This window comes from Mucilaginibacter sp. P5_A6 (assembly GCF_056400585.1).
In genome coordinates this window covers 190,547-213,449 of the sequence record NZ_JBFUKZ010000006.1, presented here as the reverse complement: position 1 = coordinate 213,449, position 22,903 = coordinate 190,547, and the positions used below count along the sequence as shown (strand labels likewise).

Annotated in this window: 18 protein-coding genes; 15 read left to right on the top strand and 3 right to left on the bottom strand. The window is 40.8% G+C overall.

Annotated elements, in window-relative coordinates; translation table 11 throughout:
- The first annotated feature begins 12 nt into the window (after nucleotides 1-12).
- From AC1DO4_RS08710 to AC1DO4_RS08650, 13 genes are all read left to right on the top strand, one after another.
- On the top strand, nucleotides 13-510 hold the full coding sequence (locus AC1DO4_RS08710) for an NADH-quinone oxidoreductase subunit J family protein (protein ID WP_477406161.1): 498 nt from the start codon (nucleotides 13-15) through the stop codon (nucleotides 508-510).
- Nucleotides 510-839, top strand: a complete 330-nt coding sequence (gene nuoK / locus AC1DO4_RS08705) for an NADH-quinone oxidoreductase subunit NuoK (protein WP_477406163.1) — start codon at nucleotides 510-512, stop codon at nucleotides 837-839. Before AC1DO4_RS08710 ends, nuoK begins: the two co-directional genes overlap by 1 nt.
- Nucleotides 840-994: 155 nt before the next feature.
- Nucleotides 995-2,908: an NADH-quinone oxidoreductase subunit L gene (gene nuoL / locus AC1DO4_RS08700; RefSeq protein WP_477414863.1), complete on the top strand. Its 1,914-nt coding sequence runs from the start codon at nucleotides 995-997 to the stop codon at nucleotides 2,906-2,908.
- Nucleotides 2,909-2,930: 22 nt separating this feature from the next.
- Nucleotides 2,931-4,406, top strand: coding sequence for a complex I subunit 4 family protein (locus AC1DO4_RS08695; protein ID WP_477414861.1), 1,476 nt, complete (start codon nucleotides 2,931-2,933; stop codon nucleotides 4,404-4,406).
- A 54-nt stretch (nucleotides 4,407-4,460) separates the two neighbouring features.
- Nucleotides 4,461-5,843: an NADH-quinone oxidoreductase subunit N gene (locus AC1DO4_RS08690; protein WP_477414859.1), complete on the top strand. Its 1,383-nt coding sequence runs from the start codon at nucleotides 4,461-4,463 to the stop codon at nucleotides 5,841-5,843.
- A 55-nt stretch (nucleotides 5,844-5,898) separates the two neighbouring features.
- Entirely contained in the window at nucleotides 5,899-6,546 is a 648-nt protein-coding gene (locus AC1DO4_RS08685) for a DedA family protein (protein WP_477414857.1), read from the top strand.
- Nucleotides 6,547-6,565: 19 nt separating this feature from the next.
- On the top strand, nucleotides 6,566-7,111 hold the full coding sequence (locus AC1DO4_RS08680; protein WP_477414855.1) for an inorganic diphosphatase: 546 nt from the start codon (nucleotides 6,566-6,568) through the stop codon (nucleotides 7,109-7,111).
- A gap of 7 nt (nucleotides 7,112-7,118) precedes the next feature.
- Nucleotides 7,119-8,459: a hemolysin family protein gene (locus AC1DO4_RS08675; RefSeq protein ID WP_477414853.1), complete on the top strand. Its 1,341-nt coding sequence runs from the start codon at nucleotides 7,119-7,121 to the stop codon at nucleotides 8,457-8,459.
- Nucleotides 8,460-8,472: 13 nt separating this feature from the next.
- A complete protein-coding gene (locus AC1DO4_RS08670; RefSeq protein ID WP_477414851.1) occupies nucleotides 8,473-9,183 on the top strand; it encodes a 16S rRNA (uracil(1498)-N(3))-methyltransferase in 711 nt (236 codons plus the stop codon).
- Nucleotides 9,180-9,842 (top strand): DUF4159 domain-containing protein, encoded by a 663-nt coding sequence (locus AC1DO4_RS08665; RefSeq protein WP_477414849.1) that lies wholly within the window; start codon nucleotides 9,180-9,182, stop codon nucleotides 9,840-9,842. The genes AC1DO4_RS08670 and AC1DO4_RS08665 overlap by 4 nt, the downstream gene beginning before the upstream one ends.
- 136 nt (nucleotides 9,843-9,978) lie before the next feature.
- Entirely contained in the window at nucleotides 9,979-10,476 is a 498-nt protein-coding gene (locus AC1DO4_RS08660; RefSeq protein ID WP_477414847.1) for an acyl-CoA carboxylase biotin carboxyl carrier protein subunit, read from the top strand.
- Between the two features lie 129 nt (nucleotides 10,477-10,605).
- Nucleotides 10,606-13,695, top strand: a complete 3,090-nt coding sequence (locus tag AC1DO4_RS08655) for a SusC/RagA family TonB-linked outer membrane protein (RefSeq protein WP_477414845.1) — start codon at nucleotides 10,606-10,608, stop codon at nucleotides 13,693-13,695.
- Between the two features lie 18 nt (nucleotides 13,696-13,713).
- The gene (locus AC1DO4_RS08650; protein ID WP_477414843.1) at nucleotides 13,714-15,087 is read left to right on the top strand and encodes a RagB/SusD family nutrient uptake outer membrane protein; all 1,374 of its coding nucleotides are present in this window, start codon (nucleotides 13,714-13,716) and stop codon (nucleotides 15,085-15,087) included.
- Nucleotides 15,088-15,562: 475 nt separating this feature from the next.
- Here the strand turns inward: AC1DO4_RS08650 and AC1DO4_RS08645 are convergent, their stop codons facing one another.
- On the bottom strand, nucleotides 15,563-17,248 hold the full coding sequence (locus AC1DO4_RS08645) for an SUMF1/EgtB/PvdO family nonheme iron enzyme (protein WP_477414841.1): 1,686 nt from the start codon (nucleotides 17,246-17,248) through the stop codon (nucleotides 15,563-15,565).
- A 240-nt stretch (nucleotides 17,249-17,488) separates the two neighbouring features.
- Here AC1DO4_RS08645 and porV point away from each other — a divergent pair, with 240 nt between their 5' ends.
- Together porV and ispF are read left to right on the top strand one after the other, a co-directional pair.
- Nucleotides 17,489-18,661, top strand: a complete 1,173-nt coding sequence (gene porV / locus AC1DO4_RS08640) for a type IX secretion system outer membrane channel protein PorV (protein ID WP_477414839.1) — start codon at nucleotides 17,489-17,491, stop codon at nucleotides 18,659-18,661.
- Entirely contained in the window at nucleotides 18,661-19,143 is a 483-nt protein-coding gene (gene ispF / locus AC1DO4_RS08635) for a 2-C-methyl-D-erythritol 2,4-cyclodiphosphate synthase (RefSeq protein ID WP_477414837.1), read from the top strand. The genes porV and ispF overlap by 1 nt, the downstream gene beginning before the upstream one ends.
- Nucleotides 19,144-19,277: 134 nt before the next feature.
- On the opposite strand, the gene AC1DO4_RS08630 is transcribed toward ispF, so the two are convergent.
- Both AC1DO4_RS08630 and AC1DO4_RS08625 read right to left on the bottom strand, forming a co-directional pair.
- Complete coding sequence (locus AC1DO4_RS08630; RefSeq protein WP_477414835.1) at nucleotides 19,278-22,655, bottom strand: trifunctional glycoside hydrolase family 18/polysaccharide deacetylase/glycosyltransferase family 2 protein; 3,378 nt, start codon at nucleotides 22,653-22,655, stop codon at nucleotides 19,278-19,280.
- 68 nt (nucleotides 22,656-22,723) lie between these two features.
- Complete coding sequence (locus AC1DO4_RS08625; RefSeq protein ID WP_477404880.1) at nucleotides 22,724-22,885, bottom strand: FeoB-associated Cys-rich membrane protein; 162 nt, start codon at nucleotides 22,883-22,885, stop codon at nucleotides 22,724-22,726.
- Nucleotides 22,886-22,903: the final 18 nt, after the last annotated feature.

Sequence of the window (22,903 nt, the reverse complement as noted above, 5' to 3'; positions counted from 1 at the left end):
GTAAATATAAATATGAGTACATTTTACTTCATCGCATTTTTGTCCATATTCTTTTCGATATTGGTGATCACGGCCAAAAATCCGGTACATAGTATCCTTTATCTTATACTTACCTTTTTTACGTTCACCATTCACTATATATTAATGAACGCCCAGTTTTTGGCGATAGTTAATTTTATAGTGTACATGGGCGCTATCCTGGTATTGTTCCTGTACACACTGATGCTTATCAATCTTAATAAAGATAGCGAACCTGTTAAGCCATTTATGGTGAAATTTGCAGGTGTATTTGGTGGTGGCATTCTGATGGTGGCTTTAGCAGCCTCCTTAAAATCAATCGGAATATCTAATCCGGTTGTATTGCAGAACCCGGAGCTGGGCCTGGTGAAAAACCTGGGTAAAGTATTGTTTAACGAATTTTTACTGCCATTTGAAATATCGTCAGTATTGCTGTTATCGGCAATGGTGGGTGCTGTTTTACTGGCTACAAAAGACACTAAAACTGCATAATGGAAAGCTTAACAAATACAATACAGGCGGTACCGCTTAATCATTACATTTTATTAAGCAGCATTATTTTTTCGATAGGTGTAATGGGCGTATTGATCCGCCGCAATGCCATCGTGATATTTATGTCGGTTGAACTGATGCTGAACGCGGTGAACCTTTTGCTAACAGCATTCTCTGTTTACAGGGGCGATGCTACCGGGCAGGTTTTTGTATTCTTTATTATGGCACTTGCGGCCGCCGAAGTAGCTGTGGGCCTGGCCATCATTGTGATGATTTACCGTAATACCAATTCGATAGATATTAACGTGCTGAACAGGCTGAAGTGGTAAGATGATTTCGGAATTCTGAACTATGATTTCGGATTTAAAGAAAATGAATACATAACACACCGTCATTGCAAGTGAAGAGATTGCTTAGTTCGACGCAATGACGATTAAATAAATTAAAGCGTATAACGTAGTACGTAAAACGTATAACTGAAAACATGAATCAATACATCTGGCTTATTCCCATATTACCGTTAGCCGGTTTTATTATTAACGGATTTGGCCGTAATTCATTATCAAAAGGAATAATAGGCTTTATTGGCAGCTTACTCGTACTGGTATCTTTTGGGTTAAGCCTGGCAGCATTCTTCCAGATCAAATCAACCGGCAACCCTATCAATATTACTTATTTTGATTGGATCAACGCAGGTCCGGTTCATATACCCTTCGCTTTTTTGGTTGATCAGTTGAGCTCTATTATGCTGCTCATTATTACGGGTGTTGGCTTCCTTATACACCTGTATTCTATTGGTTATATGCACGATGATAAAGGTTTTGGTAAGTTTTTCGCTTACTTAAACCTGTTTGTATTTTTCATGCTGCTATTAGTGATGGGTTCAAACTATATCATCATGTTTATAGGATGGGAGGGCGTAGGTTTATGCTCATACCTGCTTATTGGTTTCTGGTATACCAACCCAAGCTACGCCGATGCTGCAAAAAAGGCCTTCATCATGAACCGTATCGGCGATTTGGGCTTTTTATTGGGAGTGTTCCTAATGATCTACGCGTTTGGAAGTATTGAATTTGCTACCCTATTCCCTAAAGCGGCAGCAATGAAAATAGGTGCCGCGCCATTTACAGTTATTGCCCTATTGTTGTTTGTTGGCGCTATAGGCAAATCGGCCCAGTTACCATTGTTTACCTGGTTACCAGATGCAATGGCCGGCCCAACTCCCGTATCAGCATTGATCCACGCTGCAACCATGGTTACAGCAGGTATTTATATGATTGCCCGCTCAAACATATTCTACAGCATGTCGCCATTTGCAATGGAGGTTGTGGCTATAGTAGGTTTGGCTACCGCGTTATTTGCCGCGTTAATTGCCCTTACGCAAACTGATATTAAAAAGGTACTGGCTTATTCAACTGTATCGCAACTGGGCTATATGTTTTTAGGATTAGGTGTGGGTGCCTATACCGGCGCTTTCTTCCACGTATTAACACATGCTTTCTTTAAAGCCCTGTTATTCCTTGGTGCAGGCTCTGTTATCCATGCGGTTAGCGGCGAGCAGGATATGCGCAAAATGGGAGGCTTAAAAGGCAAGCTGCCTGTTACATTTGCTACCATGCTTATTGGTACTATCGCCATTTCGGGAATACCACCGTTCTCCGGTTTCTTTTCAAAAGACGAAATTCTGGCTCATGCCTTTGAGCACAGCACTACCTTTTATGTAGTGGGTGTATTTACGGCTATGCTAACCTCGTTCTATATGTTCAGGATGATGTACCTTACTTTTTGGGGTAAATTCCGTGGCACGCATGAGCAGGAACATCATTTGCATGAGTCGCCGGCAACCATGACCATCCCATTGATCATATTGGCAATACTTTCTATTATCGGCGGTTTAATTGGCGTGCCCGAGGTTTTAGGTGGTCACCATGAGCTTGGCCATTACCTGGCTCCAGTATTTAAAGCATCAACGGCGATCCTGCCTTCAGGTGAGTTATCTGCCGGTACCGAAAAATTACTGATGATTATTTCCGTAGCAGTTGCCTTGGTAGCTATGGGTTATGCCTGGTTTAAATATGTTCAAAACGGCAGCCTTCCGGTAGCAGATACCGAGGAACGCCCGGCATTGACCAGCTTATCCTATCAGAAATTTTATGTAGATGAGCTTTATGATTTCCTGATCCGCAAACCATTGGATTTCTTGTCAACCTTTTTCTACAATGTAGTGGATAAGATGGGTATTGATGGTTTAGTGAACGGCCTGGGTAAAGGAACTATTGAAACCAGTAAGGGCCTGCGTTTATTGCAAACCGGCAATGTAGGTTTCTACATATTTGTAATGGTGCTGGGTATTATAGCCATATTGGTTTACAGTGTATTTGGATTAACTAAAGTATAAACGATAGCGTTTAAAATATAAAATGACCGTTAGTATATTAATTTTTTTACCGGTAGTTGCCGCAGTTATAGTAGCCTTATTAAAAAACGGGGCTGCCAAACACGCCGCATTATTTTTCTCTGTTGCCGAGCTGGTAATAGCCGGTCTGTTTTTAAGCCGTTTTGTACCCGATGCAACAACACAATTTGGTATTGATGTTCCGTGGATAGCAAAATTAGGTATTTATTTTAGCGCCGGTATTGATGGTATCAGCATGATCATGGTACTGCTTACCACGTTGCTTGTGCCGCTTATTATATTAACCACCTATAAGCATGAATATAAAAATGCCGGTGCTTTTTATGGTTTAATATTATTTATGCAGGCCGGTTTGCTGGTAGTGTTTACCGCGTTAGACGGGTTTTTATTTTACGTTGGATGGGAAGCCGCGCTAATCCCTATTTACTTTATATGCGCCCTTTGGGGTGGCGAAAACCGTATCCGTATTACCCTTAAATTTTTCATTTATACATTTGCCGGTTCGTTATTTATGCTGGTAGCTATCATCTACCTTTATTTACAATCGCCGGATAGAACTTTCGATATTCACAGCTTTTACGCTTTAAAGCTTACTGCCCCGCAACAATCGTGGGTATTTTTGGCATTTTTCCTGGCCTTTGCCATTAAAATGCCTTTATTCCCTTTCCATACCTGGCAGCCCGATACTTATACCGAGGCACCTACCGGCGGTACCATGATGTTATCAGGAATCATGCTCAAAATGGGGATCTATGGTGTCATCAGGTGGTTAATACCGTGTGCGCCTCTTGGTTTGGCTCATTGGCAAAGCCTTGCTATTATACTTGCAGTTATAGGTATTGTGTATGCTTCCATCATAGCGTTTAAACAAACAGACGGCAAGCGTTTGGTAGCTTATTCATCTATAGCGCACGTTGGCCTTATTGCTGCTGCAATTTTTACCTGGAACGCCCAAGGTTTACAAGGCGCAATGATACAAATGCTTAATCACGGTATAAATGTGGTTGGCTTGTTTTTTATATGGGATATCATCAGCAGGCGTTTAAATACACGTAACATCGGGCAGCTTGGCGGTATTGCGCTGGTAGCTCCTAAATTTTCAATAGCGTTTTTAATTATAGTATTGGGTACGGTAGGTTTACCACTTACCAATGGGTTTGTGGGCGAGTTTTTATTACTTGATGGTGTTTTTCAATATAGCGCTTATCACTATATGAATTTAGCACTGGTAATAGCGGCGGGTTTAACTATCATTTTTGGCGCTGTATACATGTTACGGATGTACAAAAATGTTATGCAGGGCGAGCTTAATGAACTGACAACAACTTTTAAGGATATAAGTGGATCTGAGCAATTGGTACTGACTATCATCTGTATACTAATAATAGCTATAGGCGTTTATCCGCAGCCAATAATGCATATATCTGAGGCGGCAGTTAATAATTTGTTAGGCACTTTGAATGGAAAGTTGACGTATTAGGATGAAATTCCAAACTCTAAATCCAAAATTCTAAAAAGAAAATAAAATATTTAAATGAGTACTTTAATCATCATATCTGTTTTACCAATAGTGTTGCTGTATCTTGGTTTATACAAGGCTGCAAAGGCATTATTACCTGTTACTGTGATCGGCTTAATTGCCGCGCTGGTTTGTGCCGTTGCCGAATATAAAACCCCGGATACAACTGTTCCAATTTATCAAGGTATGATGTTGTTCAACAACTTCTCTGTTGTATTTTCGTCGGTTGCTATTATTACCACAATCCTAATCCTGCTGTTATCAGGTGGATATTTTGAGAGGATCAGTAAGCATGTGGCCGAGTATTATGCTATTATATTGTTCTCGCTAACGGGTATCATTGTAATGGTATCTTATTATAACCTTACCATGATGTTTATTGGTATTGAGATTATGTCGGTAAGTTTATATATCCTGGCGGGTATCAGGAAAAGTGATTTCGCATCAAACGAAGCCGCTTTAAAGTATTTCCTGATGGGGGCATTCTCAACCGGTTTCTTATTGTTTGGCATCACTTTAATATACGGTTCAACAGGCTCATTCAGTTTAGAAGTTATCCGCGATTGGGTTTTGGCACATCCGCACATCGATCCTATGTTTTACACAGGTATCGCGTTGATCATTGTCGGGCTTTGCTTTAAGGTTGGCGCCGCGCCATTCCATTTCTGGACCCCTGATGTATACGAGGGTTCACCTACCCTTATAACCGCATTCATGTCTACAGTTGTGAAAACTGCCGGTTTTGCAGCATTTCTGCGTTTATTTTCGGTCTGCTTTGCTCCACTGTCTGATTTTTGGATGCCGGTTTTACTTGTTATTACAGTAGCAACTTTATTTATAGGTAACATCACCGCGCTGTATCAGCAAAGCTTTAAACGAATGCTGGCGTTTTCAAGCATATCACATGCGGGCTACCTGCTTTTTGCTATTGTGGCTTTAGGTTCGGCCTCGGCTAATTCGGTATTTATATACGCTACTGCTTATTCAATTGCTTCAATTATTGCTTTTGGCAGTTTAATATTGGTGCATCAGCAAAGCGGCAGCGATAGCTTTGAAAGCTTTAACGGCCTTGCAAAAAACAATCCTTTCCTTGCCTTTGTATTAACAATATCTATGCTGTCATTGGCTGGTATCCCGCTTACTGCAGGGTTTATTGGAAAGTTTTTCATGTTTTCGGGTGCGCTGTCAAAGTACCAGTTTTGGCTGGTTATTATAGCCGTTGTAAATGCCATTATCAGTATCTTTTATTATTTCAGGGTTATAGTTGCCATGTATTTCCGCCCGGCAGATAGGGCCGAAGTTACCATACCGGCATATTATAAGCTTGTTTTTGCTGTATCGGCATTAGCAACTGTTATTATCGGTGTTTATCCCGATTTTATCTCCCGTTTCATTTAATAATAACTGGGTACTGCAAATTGATATAATATTTGTAGTTTTACAGATATAGTGAATGGAAAGTTTTTGGGATTACCTTCAAAATTTAACGGACGCTCAATCCATCATAAGCAGGGGAGGCTTTTATTTCCTGCTTGTTGTTGTTTTTGCTGAAACCGGCCTGTTTTTTGGTTTTTTTTTACCAGGAGATTATCTGCTATTCATGGCGGGTTTGCTGTGTTCGGCAGGAAAGGTGGATGTAGGCATATCTACGTTGGTGCTATCGCTCATTGCAGCTGGCATATTAGGAAATTTTACGGGTTATTGGTTTGGTTACCGAACAGGGCCTGTGCTATTTAATAAGAACGACTCACTGTTTTTTAAAAAGCGGTATGTGGTACTGGCCAGCGATTTTTATAATAAGTACGGCGGAATGGCCTTGATTTTAGGGAGATTTTTCCCGATAGTTAGAACATTTGCCCCTATATTTGCAGGTGTTGTAAGGGTTGACATAAAAAAATTCGGTTTATATAACCTGATAGGGAGTGTAACCTGGGTATGTACCTTTACTTTAGGCGGATTTTTCTTAGGGAAAAGATTTCCGCAAATAAAGGATTATATGCAGTATATAGTTTTGGGGCTGATAGTTATTACTACCATTCCGCTTATTACAGCTTACATCCGGAAAAAGTTAGCAGAGAATAAAGAAAAGAGTAACACATAAAAATACATAACAAATACCAATGAGTACACAACACCCATGGCACCAGGTTTCTCCCGGTGAAAACATCCCCGAGATTGTTAACGCTATAATTGAAATCCCTAAAGGCTCCAAAGCCAAATATGAAATTGATAAGGATTCTGGTTTACTAAAATTAGATCGGGTTTTATTTTCGTCGGTAATGTACCCGGCCAACTACGGCTTTATTCCACAAACTTACTGCGATGATAAAGATCCATTAGATATATTGGTACTTTGTTCAATTGATGTTTTCCCGATGTCGATCATCGAGGCAAAGGTAGTAGGTGTGATGCACATGGTTGATAATGGCGAACAGGATGATAAGATTATTGCTGTTGCCAAAAACGATATGTCGGTAAATTACATAAATGATTTGAATGAGCTTCCTCCGCACGCCATGACCGAAATTGTTCGTTTTTTCAAGGATTACAAAAAGCTGGAAGGCAAAAATGTAACCATAGAACATTTATTAGGGGTGCGTTACGCGCATAAGGTAATAAATGAAAGTTTGGAATTGTATAAGTCTACATTTCCTGTTTACCAATAATTAATAGATGGACCCTGCGCATTACGAAATAAGTGTCTTTTATATAATCGCTACCATATCTCTGGTTTTGCTCAACGGCTTTTTTGTAGCTGCAGAGTTTGCCATGGTTAGGGTAAGAGGTTCGCAAATAGAGATTAAGGCTAAAGGCGGAAGCGCAGTAGCTAAAGTTGCAAGGGGTATTTTACATAATTTAGATGGTTACCTGGCTGCTACTCAGCTGGGTATTACCATTGCCTCTCTTGGTTTAGGTGTTGTGGGCGAGGGAGTTGTTACCAACATAGTACTGCGGGCTTTTTTAGCAGTTGGTATTAAGCTTACACCTGTTTTTATAACCACAAGCCATGTTTTGGCATTTTCTTCTATCACTATATTACATATAGTATTTGGTGAACTTGCACCAAAATCAATAGCTATACAAAAGTCGGTACGTACGGTGTTGGCAGTTTCGTTTCCGCTTAGGTTCTTCTTTGTTTTTTTTAAGCCACTAATATGGATATTAAACGGCTTTGCTAATTTTATTTTAAGGCTGTTAGGAATAAGTACTTTAGAAGGTGGCGAAGCGCATCACAGCTCCGAAGAATTGCAATACCTGCTTGAGCAGGGTAAAGAGACCGGTGCGCTCGACTCAAATGAGCATGAACTGATCCAGAATGTGTTTGATTTTAATGAACGGGTGGTTAAAAACATCATGGTTCCGCGTACCAAAATATCAGGTATAGATATCAATTCAACCACGCTCGAGCTACTGGATATGATCATAGATGAGGGTTATTCGCGGATGCCTGTTTTTGATGATGTGATAGATAAGATCATCGGTATAGTACACGCCAAAGATATTTTACCGCTACTGGCCCGAAACCAGGAGATTGTGCTTAAGGATATTATTCGCAAACCTTACTTTATCCCCGAAACCAAAAAGATTAACGATCTGATGGCCGAGTTGCAGCAAAAGCGAATCCAGATAGCTATTGTGCTTGATGAATTTGGCGGCACCGCGGGCATGGTTACCCTGGAGGATATTGTGGAGGAGCTTGTAGGCGAGATACAGGATGAATACGATGAAGAAAAGCCGATAGTTGAAAAAGTGAACGAACGGGAATTTATTGTAAACGCCCTTGCGCCCATCTACGATGTAAATGAGCATTTGCCTCATGACCTACCCGAGGATGGCGACTTTGATACCGTATCGGGCTGGCTTGGCCATATATTTGGTAAGATCCCCGACGTTGGGGAGCAAAAGGAATCTAATGGCTATAATATTACCGTATTAAGAAAATCAGACCAGAATATAGAATCTGTTAAGCTCGAGTTACTGATAAATGAAGAAGATGCAGTAGATTTACATTAATCTGCTTAGCAAAATGCAACTTTTTTATACACCCGATATTGAACCCTCGCACCCGCAGTATTTTCTTAGCGAAGATGAAAGCAAGCATGCCATACGGGTATTGAGGTTGGAGACAGGCGACGAAGTTCAGCTGATTGACGGTCGCGGTGGTTTTTATAACGCTAAAATCCAGGATGCGCATCCTAAACGCACTATCCTTAATATTACTTCGGTTACCCCAAACTTTAATAAACGGAATCATTACCTGCAGATAGCGGTAGCCCCTACAAAAAATATTGAACGGCTGGAATGGTTTTTAGAAAAAGCCACCGAAATTGGGATTGACGAGGTTACACTCATTGTTACCCAACGATCTGAACGGAAAGAAGTAAAGGTTGACAGGCTCAATAAAATCATTACCGCAGCAATTAAACAATCTCTTAAAGCTTACCATCCCGTTTTAAATGATGCTGTTAAGCTGAATCAACTGTTAGTTGAGCCATTTGATGGACAAAAATTCATTGCCCACTGTGAGCCGGGCGAAAAGCTTGATTTGCGCAAAGAGATAAATCTAAAAGGGAGGTATTTGATATTGATAGGCCCCGAAGGAGATTTTTCACCGGCCGAAATAGCACTTGCTTTGGAAAACGGTTTTAAACCCATAACTTTAGGTGAAGCCAGGCTGCGTACCGAAACCGCTGCATTGGAAGCCTGTTTCGAGGTTAACTTTATAAACCGGGTATGAAAAGGGTAAGATACATAGTAACAGCTTTTGCCGCATTTATAGTAATGAGCAGTTTTAATGCGCCATCATATAAAATAGCCCGGCTTAAATATGCGGGCGGGGGCGATTGGTATGGCGACCGTACGGCTTTAACCAACCTTATTAAGTTTTGTAACGAAAACCTTAAAACTAACTTTGACGCCGATGACGAGGTGGTAGAAGTTGGCAGTGCATCCATATTTAATTACCCGTTTGTTTTTATGACAGGGCACGGTAACGTGATTTTTAGCGATCAGGAAGCACATAACCTGCGCAAGTATCTTACCGGTGGTGGCTTTTTACATATCGACGATAATTACGGGCTGGATAAATTTATTCGCCCCCAGATGAAAAAGGTTTTCCCCGAACTTGAGTTTGTAGAGCTTCCGCTTGATCATCCAATTTATCACCAGAAATATAGCTTTCCTAATGGCTTGCCTAAAATACACGAGCATGATGGCACCCGTGCGCAAGGTTTCGGCCTGATATACAAAGGTAGGTTGGTGTGTTTTTATGACTATGAATGCGACCTTGGCAACGGCTGGGAAGATTATGGCACTTATGCCGGTGATAGCCAGGAAAGTCGGTTAAAAGCGCTTAAAATGGGCGCCAATATGATACAGTACATATTTACGCAGTAGTTTTTACGTTGGCAAGTTTTTAATTAAACGCTTCTCAATGCAGAAATATTTGCTAACTTTAGTATACACAAAGCCTGTAACAAAAAAGAAGCGCTGACCTCGCAACATAAACCTATCCGCAGAAAAAACACCACAGATGTATCAGCTAAAAGTAAACGACCAGTATATTTTTGAAACCGAAAGAAATAGTGACGAGCTGCTTTTAAATAAAACCAAAACCCAGGCTGATATAAAACATATTGGCGGGAATATTTATCACATTATAGAAGGCAACCAATCCTATAATATAGATGTGGTATATTTTAACAGTGCCGAAAAAACTGCTGAAATTAAGGTCAACAATAACTCCTATATAATTAGCGCTAAAGATCAGTTTGATATTTTACTTGATAAATTGGGCCTCAGTAGTTTAAACAGTGCAAGGTTGAGCGAAATAAAAGCGCCGATGCCGGGGATGGTGCTAAAGGTTTACGTAACCGATGGCGAAGAAATAAAAAAAGGGGATAACCTTTTTGTGCTTGAAGCGATGAAGATGGAGAACATCATCAAATCTCCGGCTGATGCGATCATCAAAAAAATAAAAATAAAAGCAGGCGATAAGGTTGAAAAAGGTCAGATCCTGATTGAGTTTTAAAAAAGCTGCTTTTTTTGAGGCTTTGTTTTTTATAGCAACTATTTAATAAATAAAAACATATATTACTGTTCCTATTGTTTTAGTGCCTTTTTGTTAATAACTTACTTTTTTAATTAATATTTTAACCTTATGAAGAAAAATCTACTAACAATTTTGTTGTTATTTTCCTGCATGTCATTCGTTTTCGGGCAAAACCGTGTGATAACAGGTAAGGTAACAGATCAAAAAGATGGGTCACCCTTACCTGGGGTAAGTGTAACCGTAAAAGGAGTTGCCGGTATAGGCACTCAAACCGATATCAACGGATCATACAGCCTCTCTGTTCCGGCAACCGCAAAAGTTTTGGTTTTTAAATTTATAGGCTTTAAACCTGCTGAAATATCTATTTCGGGTAATACCTTAAGCACACAGCTTGAGCAGGACTCAAAGCAACTTAGCGAAGTTGTGGTTGTAGGTTATGGTACACAAAGGCGGCAGGCAATTACCGGTTCAATTGCATCTGTTTCTGCAAAGGAAATCCAGAATACTCCTGTCACTACATTTGAACAAGCCATACAAGGAAAAGCTGCCGGTGTTAATATACAGGCCAATAATGGTAAACTTGGGCAGGGCATCAAAATAAGTATACGTGGTACTTCTTCAATCTCGGCAGGTACACAACCGCTTGTGGTTCTTGATGGTATTGTGATTACGAGCACTGACATTTCTACTACATCCGCGGGCACAAATCCTCTTGCTGATCTCAACTTTAACGATATAGAATCAGTTGATGTGTTAAAAGATGCATCGGCATCGGCTATATATGGTGCCAGGGCAGGAAATGGTGTTATAATTATAACAACTAAAAAGGGAAAGGCCGGAGATGCTAAAATCAACTTTACTGCGCAGTACGGAACAAGCAACCCATCCCGTCACCGTAAATTTTTAAATACTCAGCAATGGATTGCGATGGAAAAACGTGCAGGTGTAGGCGCAGCAACACAGGATTATGCTGCCGGTTTCTATGATACGCTACAGGAGGCTGTGGACGACTATGCTTCATATGTAGAAAGCCGGTTTGTTCGCTACGGAGCCGGAAGTACTGATTATGCTAAAACTGATGTTGACTGGGAAAAACAAGCTTTCCAGCATGCGCCTCAACAACAATACGACCTGAATTTATCTGGCGGCAATGATAAAACTACTTATTATATTGCCGGCCAATACCTTGATCAGACGGGTATACTCAAGGGTAATAATTTTACCAGGATGTCAGGTCGCATAAACCTTAATACCAAAGTATATAAAAATTTGGATGTAGGTATGAATCTGAATTTTACCCACTCATTAAATAAACGTATTGATAATGATAATTCTTTTGGTACACCACTGCAAATTGTCGCCTTATCGCCAATAACGCCTGTAATCGATCCGCGAAGCGGTTTATTAAGCGGAAGCTTACCTGGTGCGGCCAGTAACTATCCGTTATATTATAATCCGTTGCTAAATGTTGACAATGCATATTACCATACAAATGTTTACAGAACTTTGGGTAATATTTATGGAAACTGGCAAATACTCAAACACCTGGCTTTCAGATCGGAGTTTGGTGTAGATCAAACTAATCAAAACGAAGATAGCTACTCTGGCCGGTTAACTTTCAGAAATAGCAGTCAACCAAATGGATTTGGAGAAAATACAAATACAACCGTTGTTCATTACACAGTAAACAATTATTTTACTTACAAAAACAGCTTTGGCGAAAACAGCACTTTAGATGCAACACTTGGAACAAGTTATGAATATGCCAATAAAAAGGGGAATGACATTCAGGGCCAACAGTTTCCATCTGATGCTTACAAGCAAATAATCGATGCTGCTGTAAAATCGGGAGGCTATTCAAAACAGGAAGAATATAGCTTTGTTTCTTATTTTGCAAGAGCCAACTATGCTTATAAAAGCAAATATCTTTTATCGGTTAGCGGCCGTACCGATGCATCATCAAGATTCAGTGCAAATCATAAATATGCTTTCTTCCCGGCAGGATCAGTAGGTTGGGTGCTTAGCCAAGAGGACTTTTTAAAGAACTCAAATACCATCAGTAATTTAAAATTGAAAGCCAGTTACGGTTTGATAGGTAATGCCGAAATAGACCCTTATGCATCATTAGGATTGTTTTATGGGGATGCGGGTTATAACGGCGTGCCGGGTCAACGTACTTATCAGATAGCCAATCCTAACCTTACCTGGGAAAGCACCAAGCAGTTTGACGCTGGTATTGAATTAGGGTTCTTTAATAACCGTTTGAGTGCCACTTTCGATTATTATCGTAAAAATACAACAGGCCTATTACTTGATGTAAATGTACCTCAAACTACAGGTTTTCCATCACAGCTTCAAAATAAGGGCAAGCTGTACAACGAGGGTTATGAGGTAACCATATCTTCGGATAACTTTGTGGGAAAGTTTAAATGGTCGACCGCATTTAACATTGCTTATAATAAAAACGTAGTAACTGATGTAGGCGGATTAATTATTGGTACCAACGATTTAAACAGGGTTATTGAAGGCCAGCCAATAGGTGTATTTTATGGGCCCGAATATGCAGGTGTTGATCCTGCTAATGGCGATGCTTTGTATTATACCAATACCAAGAATGCTAATGGTAGTTACGATCGTACCAAAACCAATGATTACAATGCTGCCCAAAGCGTTGTACTGGGTAGCCCAACGCCAAAATTCACAGGTGGCATCACCAACAACTTCTCTTATAAAGGTTTCGACCTTGCAGTTACCTTCCAGGGATCTTTTGGTAATAAAATTTATAATGGCGGCGGCCAATACATGAGTGCCAATGCGAGTAACGGTTTTGATAACCAAACGCTTGATCAGCTGACTTACTGGAATAAACCAGGTGACATAACGAATGTACCAGAGCCACGTTTGTTTTACGCAAACGGAACCAATGCCTCAAGCCGCTACCTGTCTGGTGGTTCGTATGTGCGTTGTAAAACAGTTTCATTAGGGTATAATATTCCTAAAGATATTCTGTCAAAAATAAAACTGGATAGGGCAAGAGTATTTGTTAATGCCTACAACCTGTTTCTGATAACTAAATATGAAGGATGGGATCCTGAGGTTAATGCCGATTACCAGGCAAGTAACATCAACCTTGGTGTTGATTTTTACTCGGCCCCACAGCCACGTACAATTACTTTTGGTGTAAACATAGGATTGTAATTATTAATAATTATGAAGATGAAAAAAATTAGATCACATATAAAATATATCACAGCTTTTGGTATCCTGATTACATTGGGAGCTTGTAAAAAGCAATTGGACTTAAAGCCATATGACCAGATAGATGGAAGTCAGGCTATCCTTACTGAAACAGATGTGCAAAGCACGCTTATAGGTGCATATAACCGTGCAGGGAACTCATATGTATATGGCGGCGACATATTTTTAATGCCAGATTTGATGGCCACTCAAAATGTGTTTGATTGGGCAGGTACCTATCAGGATCTTACCCAGATGGTTAGTCAGCAAATACCTACTAATAATGGGTTTGTGAATCTGTTGTGGCTTAACGCATACAGGATAAATAACCAGGCCAATTACGTACTGGCTAATTTGGATAAAGTAACAGCTGCCAATAAAAATTCGGTTGAAGGGCAGGCGAAGTTTCTGCGCGGGCTTATGTATTTTGATATGGCCCGCTTATTTGGAAAGGACTGGAACGATGGATCGCCAACTACAAATTTGGCTGTGCCTATTGTACTTACACCTACTGCCGAAATTAATGACAAGTCATATCCTGCCCGTTCAACGGTGGCCCAGGTATATGCTCAGGCAATATCCGATCTTACAGATGCTGAAACTAAGCTTGGTACAGGTGTAAGCTTTTATGCCAACAGTTATTCTGCATCTGCAATACTGGCAAGGTTGTATTTGCAACAGGGGCAGTATTCAAAAGCGGCAGCCGAAGCCACAAAAGTTATAAGCAGCGGTAAATATAGCTTGGTTGATAACTATGCAGATGAATTTCCTTTTCCTAATCAAAGTGCTGTTCACGTAGATAATACTTCGGAAGATATATTTTCTATACAGGTAACCTCACAACAAGGTGTAAATGACCTCAACACTTTTTATGGATCTGCTGATTACGGAGGTCGTGGTGATATTTATTTAAAAAGTAGTTTCCTTGATGATTTTGAAGATGGTGATGAACGCCTTTCTGTGTATAATGAAGATTCTGACGGATCGTTAAGGGTTGATAAATTTGATAATTTATATGGCAATGTACGAATAATACGCCTTGCTGAGATGTACCTTATACGCGCCGAATCAAACTTCCGATTAAGTACAACAACAGGCGCCACACCCGTTGCAGATATTAATGTGATAAGAGATAGGGCTGGCTTAGATCCGTTGGTTACGGTAACACTTGCCAAAATACTTAATGAACGAAAATTAGAACTGGCTTTTGAAGGAGGATTCTTTTTGCATGATGCCAAGCGTTTACAACAAAAAGCTGGCGCATTGAATTGGAATTCGTCTAAACTGGTGTTCCCGATACCTTTGTTAGAAATGAATGCCAATAAAAACCTGGTACAAAATGATGGTTATTAATTGAATTTAATTTGTTAAAATAGATAAAAGCCCGGGAGGTGTAAAAACTTCCCGGGTTTTTAGTGTCTTTTTAGTAGCGATACCTGCTATCAGGAATTATTGAAAATAGCTATCTATTTATTCATTTAAAAGCGCAATATAATTTATATGAAATAAACGTTTACAGGGATACTCAAATTGAACCGGTAAGTTTTAATTTGCCTGCTTTAAATTTAAGAGTCAGCATCCGTATCAGTTATTGTTTGGTCATTATAGCTTGAACACGCGGAAAGTAGGTAAACATAACAGTTAAATAATCGGTACGAATCCGGCACTCCCACATGTAGATTATTAAAGCAGTTTAATTGTGCCACGAAATACTTTGCAAATAAAGGTTATTTGAACCAGGTCAGTCGTATTCAACTCTGATTCTTCCTTAAACAAACAAAGCCATTCATCACTGAACGGCCTTGTATTTTAAGTTTAAAATTGGATCTTATTTAGCTTTAAAAGGCTTTGCTTTTTTAACACCATAATGTGGTTTACCATTTGGATAAATTTCTGGTGCGCCTACCAATGTCATTGCACAACGGAAACCAATCTGGGCACTTGCTTCATCCTCGTCCAAAAAGCGGCGGGTGGATGGGTTTAGCCAGAATGCCAGGTCATTCCATGAACCACCTTTGTACACTTTTGAATGGTTGTTAACCAGTGTTGTAGTACCATAAAGCGCGGTATTCACTGTATCTTTTTCGCCCCTGAAATCAGGATCGTATTTCTTGCCCGAATTTTTGGGTGATAAAGGGTCTGTTGAATTTTGTATTGCCGGTGCTGCATTACCAGGTGCAGCAGGCACGCCATTTGGATTGGCAGCGTTATTAACTGTATTAGGGTTTTGCTGTGCCTGTTGCAAGGCTATAAGATCGGCGTATTTTAGCTTTTTGTTTGATACTGCAGGATCTTTAATTGGTTTGCCATATTTATCCTTTGCGTATAATCCTTTTGTTGGATCGGCCAAACGTTTATTAGCATACTGGTTACCGCGGAAAGGGTTAAAATCCTCAAATTCTTCAAATGAAGTTTGGCGGTACGTATCCTGTACCCACTCATTAACATTACCGGCCATATTATACAACCCAAAATCATTTGGAGCGTATGAGCGTACGGGTGCAGTAATGTCGGCCTTATCATTCAGATAACCTCCAACACCTGCGTTATCACCATTGCCACGTTTAAAGTTGGCTAAAATTAAGCCTCGTGTTTTGCTTTTAGCAGAACGTACACCCATTCCGTTCCATGGGTACATTTTGCCATCGTCGATGTTTTCAAATTGGGTATTACCGGCCAGGGCCAATGCAGCATATTCCCATTCGGCCTCTGATGGCAGGCGGTATCCCTGTTTCAAAATACCATCCTCCATACGTACAGGACGTACTGGTTTGTTATTTTTGCCGGTACCGGCGGCCGCGTTGGGGCTTAGGTTTGGCAACATTTTTTTTCCATTAACGCCCTGGCCCTGTATTTGTCCGTTCAAATAGATATCGGTGTTAAAGGGTTGCCCGGATGCTGTTGTAGCAGCAGGGGCAGCATTTTTACCTTTGCCGTTCTGATCTTTCCAGGCAACTAATCTGCCTGTTTCGCGTAAAATATTTTCGTTGGTACGATCGGTACGCCAGGAGCAATACTCCTGTGCCTGATCCCAAGTAACACCTACAACCGGATAATCCTGGAAGGCAGGGTGGCGCAGGTAGTTATCTACATATGGGTCGTTATATGATAGTGGTTTACGCCAAACCAAAGTATCAGGTACGGCATTGTAGTACAATTCATGATCCTGGGGGAAGGTGATGTTGATCCAGTGCAGGTAATCCAGCCAATCCTGGTTAGATACTTCAGTCTCGTCCATATAAAACGACGGAACGGTTACCCGGCGGCGAACGTTGTTATAGTCATAAGTAACATCCTGGTCTGCACTGCCGCCCATTACAAAAGTACCGCCCTCAATAGGAACCAGACCGGGGCCGGGTGATGGGTGAACTTTCCTGTAACGCTCATAACCGCCATTGTTTTTGTCATTATAAGTTAAACCCGTTTTTGACGATTGCGGGCGTTTACTGCAGCTGCTTACCAATGCACCTGCAGCCACCAGCACTAAAGCAGTTTTAGTAAAAAGTATTTTCATAATTTTACAAATATATTAATGACGTAAATTTAGAAAAAAATGGGTATAATGCTAATGCAGACAGCTCATTATTCTAAATAAATCAAACAATTATCGGTTGTTTTAACGGAATATTGGTAATATTAGTTACAGTATTCTGTTTTTTTTGCCGATTGTAAATTTAAAACATCCCTTTAAAAATCCAAAGTAAATTAAGAACGTATATTTATCAATTAAAATATTAAAGCTAAATTGCACCCAATGAAGTTTTTTACCTTTCACAATATTCTGTTCGTAATTGTTTATTTATTACCCGTTGCAGTTATTGGGCAAACAAGCACCGATGGAAGTACTTTTAGGGGATCACGGGTGGAGGTGCCCTTTTTAAACATTACACCCGATTCACGGTCGGGTGCTATGGGCGAGGCGGGTGTAGCTTTATCGCCAGATGTTAATGCCAGTTTCTGGAACCCTTCAAAACTTGCTTTTATAGAAAGTAATGATGCGTTGTCGCTTTCATATAGCCCATGGTTAAGGCATTTGGTTCCGGATATAAGCTTGTCGTACCTTAGTTATGCGCACAAAATAGATGATCGTAATACGCTTGGGGCATCCCTGCGTTATTTTAATTATGGATCGTTGCAACTAACAGATGATAATACTAACGATCAGGGCACTTATACCCCGAATGAATTTTCGCTGGATGTTTCCTATGCCCGTAAGTTTGGCGATAATTTTTCATTGGGTTTAACCGCCCGTTATATTCATTCCAGTATATCCAGCGTGTCATTTGCTACTGCCGGGTCAAATCAAACCGGTAGGGCAGGGAATGCTTTTGCTGCCGATGTATCTATGTTTTATAAAGCCCCATACGGCGATAACAACCTGTTTGCCTTCGGCGCCAATATATCAAACATTGGGACAAAGATAAGTTACAGCGATAACGGACCTAAATATTTTTTACCTGCTAATTTAAAATTTGGCGTTGCCAATACCTGGAACCTTGATGAAAGTAACCAGATAACCCTTGCCTTTGATATAAATAAGCAGCTAACGCCTTCCCCGCCTATAAGGGATGCAGATGGTGTTATAATAAGTGGCAAAAACGATGATGTATCGGTGCCTTCGGGTATTTTCCAGTCGTTTGGTGATGCTCCGGGAGGTTTTAAAGAGGAATTGAAAGAATACAGCCTTTCTCCGGGTGCCGAATATTGGTATAATAATCAATTTGCTATAAGGGCCGGCTATTTGTATGAAAATCCCAATAAAAGCGACAGGCGTTATGTAACCCTTGGCTTTGGTGTTAAATATGATGTTTTTCAGTTCGATTTTTCGTACCTGGCAGCCAGCCAGCAAAACAGCCCCCTGGCTAATACGCTTCGTTTTACATTATCGGCAAATTTTGGCGGTACCTCAAATGTATCTAAACGGTAATGGGTAAAATAAAAGTAGGTTTTGGTTTTGATGTTCACCAGTTAAAAGAGCAGCATCCATTTGTTTTGGGAGGAGTTAACCTGGAGCATCATGCAGGGGCCTATGGTCATTCGGATGCTGATGTATTGCTGCACGCCATTTGCGATGCACTGCTTGGCGCCGCCAACCTGCGCGATATAGGCTTTCATTTTTCTAATACAGATAACCGGTGGAAAGGCATCAGCAGCCTTATCCTGTTGCAGCATGTTGTTGTGTTAATAAAAGAAAAAGGTTTCAGCATTGGCAACATAGATGCTATGGTATGCCTGGAGGCCCCCAAGATAAATCCGCACATCTCGGCTATGAAAACGCATATTGCCAAAGCGGCCTCTATCAGTGAGGATGATATATCCATTAAAGCTACCACCAACGAGCAATTAGGCTTTATAGGCCGCGAGGAAGGCGTTGTGGCTTACGCGGTTTGTTTGATTGAGCGGGATTAGTAAGATTACCCCATTTTATGCTTCATCATGAATCTTCAGGGGAGATTGCCTTATAAAGTAAAAATGGTGCTGTCGAACATCGCCAACAACACCATTTTTTAGAGTTTTAAAATCAGGGTTCGCAGTTTCCCTTTTTACTTTTGAATTTTTTCTGCTTCCACCTTCACGTTACCCGTGCGCTTCAATACACCCCATCCGCTCAGCTCGCCTTTTAATGCCCGCCTGATAGATTTGAACAGTACGTAATACATGAGTTGCCTCCAAAGGAATCGCTGCGGTATAATGTAGATGAGTTTCCTGTAATCCTCTTTTTCCATGCGGAAGGCTATGATGCCCACAATAAAATCAACTATAACAAAAGCCACATAATACACCAGCATCTTCTCGGGCTTTTCGCCAAACAGTGCAAAAATCATCATCAAATCGGCTAATGGCGAGAATAGTGGCAATATGATCTGGAAAATGAGGATGTTGGGCATCCCTACCATCCCGAAAAACTTATATTTTTTATTGAACAGCGCGTCCCGGTTTTTCCAAAAGCTTTGGATTACCCCAAAACTCCAGCGGAAACGTTGTTTCAATAGCATACTGATAGTTTCCGGTGCTTCGGTGTAGGCAATAGCTTCGGCACAATTTTTTATGATATAGCCCTGTTTCAGGATACGCATAGTGAGATCGCAATCTTCGGCAAGGGTATCATAAGTAAAGCCCCCGGCACGGAAAATAGCCGATTTACGGAATGCACCGATGGCACCAGGCACCACGGTTATGCTGTTTATAAGATCAAAAGCGCGGCGGTCCATGTTTTGCGCCGTAATGTATTCTATAGATTGCCAGCGGGTAATGATATTGGTTTCGTTACCTACTTTTACCGTGCCTGCAACCGCGCCGATTTCCTCATCGGTAAAGTAGCTCATGAGGTGATAAACTGCATCGGTTTTAAGCTGGGTATCGGCATCAATACAAACCACAAAATCGCTATTAGCATGGGTAATACCAAAATTTAAGGCCGATGCTTTACCGCCGTTTGGTTTGGTTAATATTTTAACCAGCGGATTGTTTTCATAAGCTGCGGTTACTACCGCAAATGTTTTATCCTGCGATCCGTCATCTACAAAAATAATCTCGAACGCCGGATACTCGGTTTTTAACAGGCTTTGTATCGTAGCAACGGCATTAACCTCTTCATTATAAGCCGGTACAATGATACTTACCGAAGGCAGAGGGATATTATCGCCCCGTAACTTTGTTGTTTTCTTATTTTCGATGTTTTGTCTTACCGCCAGTATGCCAATTAAAACAATACGCCCGATTGCCAGGAATATGGCCGATAGAAACACATAGATCAATACCCAGTTGATATAGTAATAACTATGTATTGTAAAATCATACATCGGGCCAAAAATTCCTGTGTGGTCATCCTTTATGGGTGGCATCAGGTCGTCTTTGGTTTTATCAAGCACATCGGCAATGGTAGTAAACTGGTAGCCGTGCGTTTTAAAGTAATGAATTATAGCAGGCAATGCCTTTACGGTTTCTTCACGGGTATCACCACCGGCATCATGCAGCAATATCATTGATCCATTATTGGCCTGCCTTATGGTGCGTGCAACAATACTATCGGCTGTTACACCGGGCTGCCAATCCCAGGGGTCGATAGATTCGCCTATGGTGATATAACTTTGCCTGCGGCTTTCGGCAACCGGTATAACCTCGGCAAGCGTTTCCGGCTCGGCATCAGCATTAAACGGCGGACGGAAAAGTATGGTGCTGCGGCCTGTAACCGATTCGATGATTTTGCGGGTGGCATTAAGTTCCAATACAACACGATCAAGGCTGACGGTTGAAATATCGGGATGGAAAAAGGTATGGTTACCAATTTCGTAGCCCTCTTCATAAATGCGCCGAAGGATGGCTATGTTTTTTTCGGCCATGGAACCTACCACGAAGAAGGAGGCCGGAACTTTTTCTTCCTTAAGGATATCTAAAATACGTGGTGTATAGTCGGGATCGGGCCCGTCGTCAAAGGTTAAAACCACCTTTTTGGGCTTATAACCATACTTACGGATCATGTATTTGGTAGGCAGCTTTTTATATTGCTGATAGGTTATATTAAAATTGGTGGTATCAAGCTTTACCGCAATTTCTCCCGTTTGGGGTGTTGTAATCAGGTCGAGTACCTCTCCGTCGCCATCATACTCTACGTTTTTACGGTTATTTAAACCTACAGAGGTTAACTTTTTTAAGTCGACGCCGGTTTTACGCAGCGAATCAATAGACAGGTTTTTCTGGAAGAACGACCATAGTCTCGGGTCCTCGGTGCCCATCCGCCATAATGCCACACCACCGGTTGCCCAGTCATCGGCCATGCGGATAACGTTAAAGTTGGTAGCGGCGTCGGCAAAATAAATGGTATGGTCAAGGCTGTCCTTATCCATATAGGTAAAATGCGAGTTGGCCGAAGTTGAATCAAAGGAGATCTTGCTTTGGTTCTCTTCGGCTGTACTGATAGCCTGTTGATAGCCTATGGATTTACCTACACTGCTTTCCCGCCAGTCATACGCACCTGCTGCAAAAGTTAAAATAATTTTTTCGCTGGGCACTTTGCTGCACACGTCATCCAGGATCTGTTCAACCCAGTGCTGGTTTGATAAGTCGCCGGCGTTGCTTACTTCATTATGCTCATCAATAGCCATAATGAAAAGGAAATCGTTAACATGCTGCAGCCTTGAAATATCATAAGATTCATCTTCGGGCACCACATTTTGTGTAACCAGGAAATTTTTTGCCTTTAATGTTTTATAAAGCTGGTTTTGAAAGGCAATATAATTTTTGCTGTTGCGATCCTTAATTTCATCAAGATCAACATTTATACCCTTGAATTTATATTTCGTAAGGGCATTTGTTATACTGTTGATAAAGCCCGTACGCAAAACGGGGCTTTTAAAAATGCGCTCAACATCTTTACTGTCATATCCGCCTGTTTGGTTATTTACGTTAACATAGTTTGATAAGGTGAGTATAATTGGCCTGTTGTACTTTTTATTTACGTTTATAAGGCCGGTATCAACTTTGGTTACAACGGTATCTACGCCGGGCAATATAGAAAAACCCTCACTTACCACCATATCCAGCCTGGCCATATTGTCCAAAAGCGAATAATACGCCTGTGGCTCCCATGGGCGGTAAAAGGCAACATTTAACCTGTCTTTATTGTTGGGGTGCTTGTGCTGGTGTATCCGTTTTGCACGTTCAAGGGCTTCAATTTCGCCTTTTTGTATTTTAAACGACCTGTATTTGGTTGATTTTTTTATCTGTTCAAGCTCCTCCTTCGACATTTTTTTTGGTGCCGGATCGAGGTTTGGCAGATTGGGGTAATACGTTGATTTAATAGTGACTATTACGGCTATTATCCCAACTATAAGTACGGCAAGCAGCACACGGCTAAGCCACTTAAAGCGGTTCCATCTGCCGGGTGATTCTGCCTGAAAAACTTGCTTATTTGAAGACATTAAGTGAGATTACTTTTTGGTTAAAAGTATGGGTAACAAATGAAGATATCATGAATGGCTATTGCCGGTTATTTATTTGATTTACCGGCATCTATATCCGAAAAATCAACACCGCATTTACAATTACCACCACAGCTTTTTTTTGCTGTAATGCTTTTATACATCATTTTACCGATGTAAAACACTGCGGCGGTAAAAAGAATTATAACTAAAATTACCTGGACATTCATGATGCAAAAATACTTAAT

Excerpts from the sequence above, each read along its gene's own strand:
- nuoL (WP_477414863.1), top strand. The coding sequence starts at position 995 with ATGAATCAATACATCTGGCTTATTCCCATATTACCGTTAGCCGGTTTT.
- porV (WP_477414839.1), top strand. The coding sequence starts at position 17,489 with ATGAAGTTTTTTACCTTTCACAATATTCTGTTCGTAATTGTTTATTTA.
- AC1DO4_RS08680 (WP_477414855.1), top strand. The coding sequence starts at position 6,566 with ATGAGTACACAACACCCATGGCACCAGGTTTCTCCCGGTGAAAACATC.
- AC1DO4_RS08685 (WP_477414857.1), top strand. The coding sequence starts at position 5,899 with ATGGAAAGTTTTTGGGATTACCTTCAAAATTTAACGGACGCTCAATCC.
- AC1DO4_RS08710 (WP_477406161.1), top strand. The coding sequence starts at position 13 with ATGAGTACATTTTACTTCATCGCATTTTTGTCCATATTCTTTTCGATA.
- AC1DO4_RS08625 (WP_477404880.1), bottom strand. The coding sequence starts at position 22,885 with ATGAATGTCCAGGTAATTTTAGTTATAATTCTTTTTACCGCCGCAGTG.
- AC1DO4_RS08650 (WP_477414843.1), top strand. The coding sequence starts at position 13,714 with ATGAAAAAAATTAGATCACATATAAAATATATCACAGCTTTTGGTATC.
- nuoK (WP_477406163.1), top strand. The coding sequence starts at position 510 with ATGGAAAGCTTAACAAATACAATACAGGCGGTACCGCTTAATCATTAC.
- AC1DO4_RS08630 (WP_477414835.1), bottom strand. The coding sequence starts at position 22,655 with ATGTCTTCAAATAAGCAAGTTTTTCAGGCAGAATCACCCGGCAGATGG.
- AC1DO4_RS08645 (WP_477414841.1), bottom strand. The coding sequence starts at position 17,248 with ATGAAAATACTTTTTACTAAAACTGCTTTAGTGCTGGTGGCTGCAGGT.
- AC1DO4_RS08690 (WP_477414859.1), top strand. The coding sequence starts at position 4,461 with ATGAGTACTTTAATCATCATATCTGTTTTACCAATAGTGTTGCTGTAT.
- AC1DO4_RS08670 (WP_477414851.1), top strand. The coding sequence starts at position 8,473 with ATGCAACTTTTTTATACACCCGATATTGAACCCTCGCACCCGCAGTAT.
- AC1DO4_RS08695 (WP_477414861.1), top strand. The coding sequence starts at position 2,931 with ATGACCGTTAGTATATTAATTTTTTTACCGGTAGTTGCCGCAGTTATA.
- AC1DO4_RS08655 (WP_477414845.1), top strand. The coding sequence starts at position 10,606 with ATGAAGAAAAATCTACTAACAATTTTGTTGTTATTTTCCTGCATGTCA.
- AC1DO4_RS08665 (WP_477414849.1), top strand. The coding sequence starts at position 9,180 with ATGAAAAGGGTAAGATACATAGTAACAGCTTTTGCCGCATTTATAGTA.
- AC1DO4_RS08675 (WP_477414853.1), top strand. The coding sequence starts at position 7,119 with ATGGACCCTGCGCATTACGAAATAAGTGTCTTTTATATAATCGCTACC.
- AC1DO4_RS08660 (WP_477414847.1), top strand. The coding sequence starts at position 9,979 with ATGTATCAGCTAAAAGTAAACGACCAGTATATTTTTGAAACCGAAAGA.
- ispF (WP_477414837.1), top strand. The coding sequence starts at position 18,661 with ATGGGTAAAATAAAAGTAGGTTTTGGTTTTGATGTTCACCAGTTAAAA.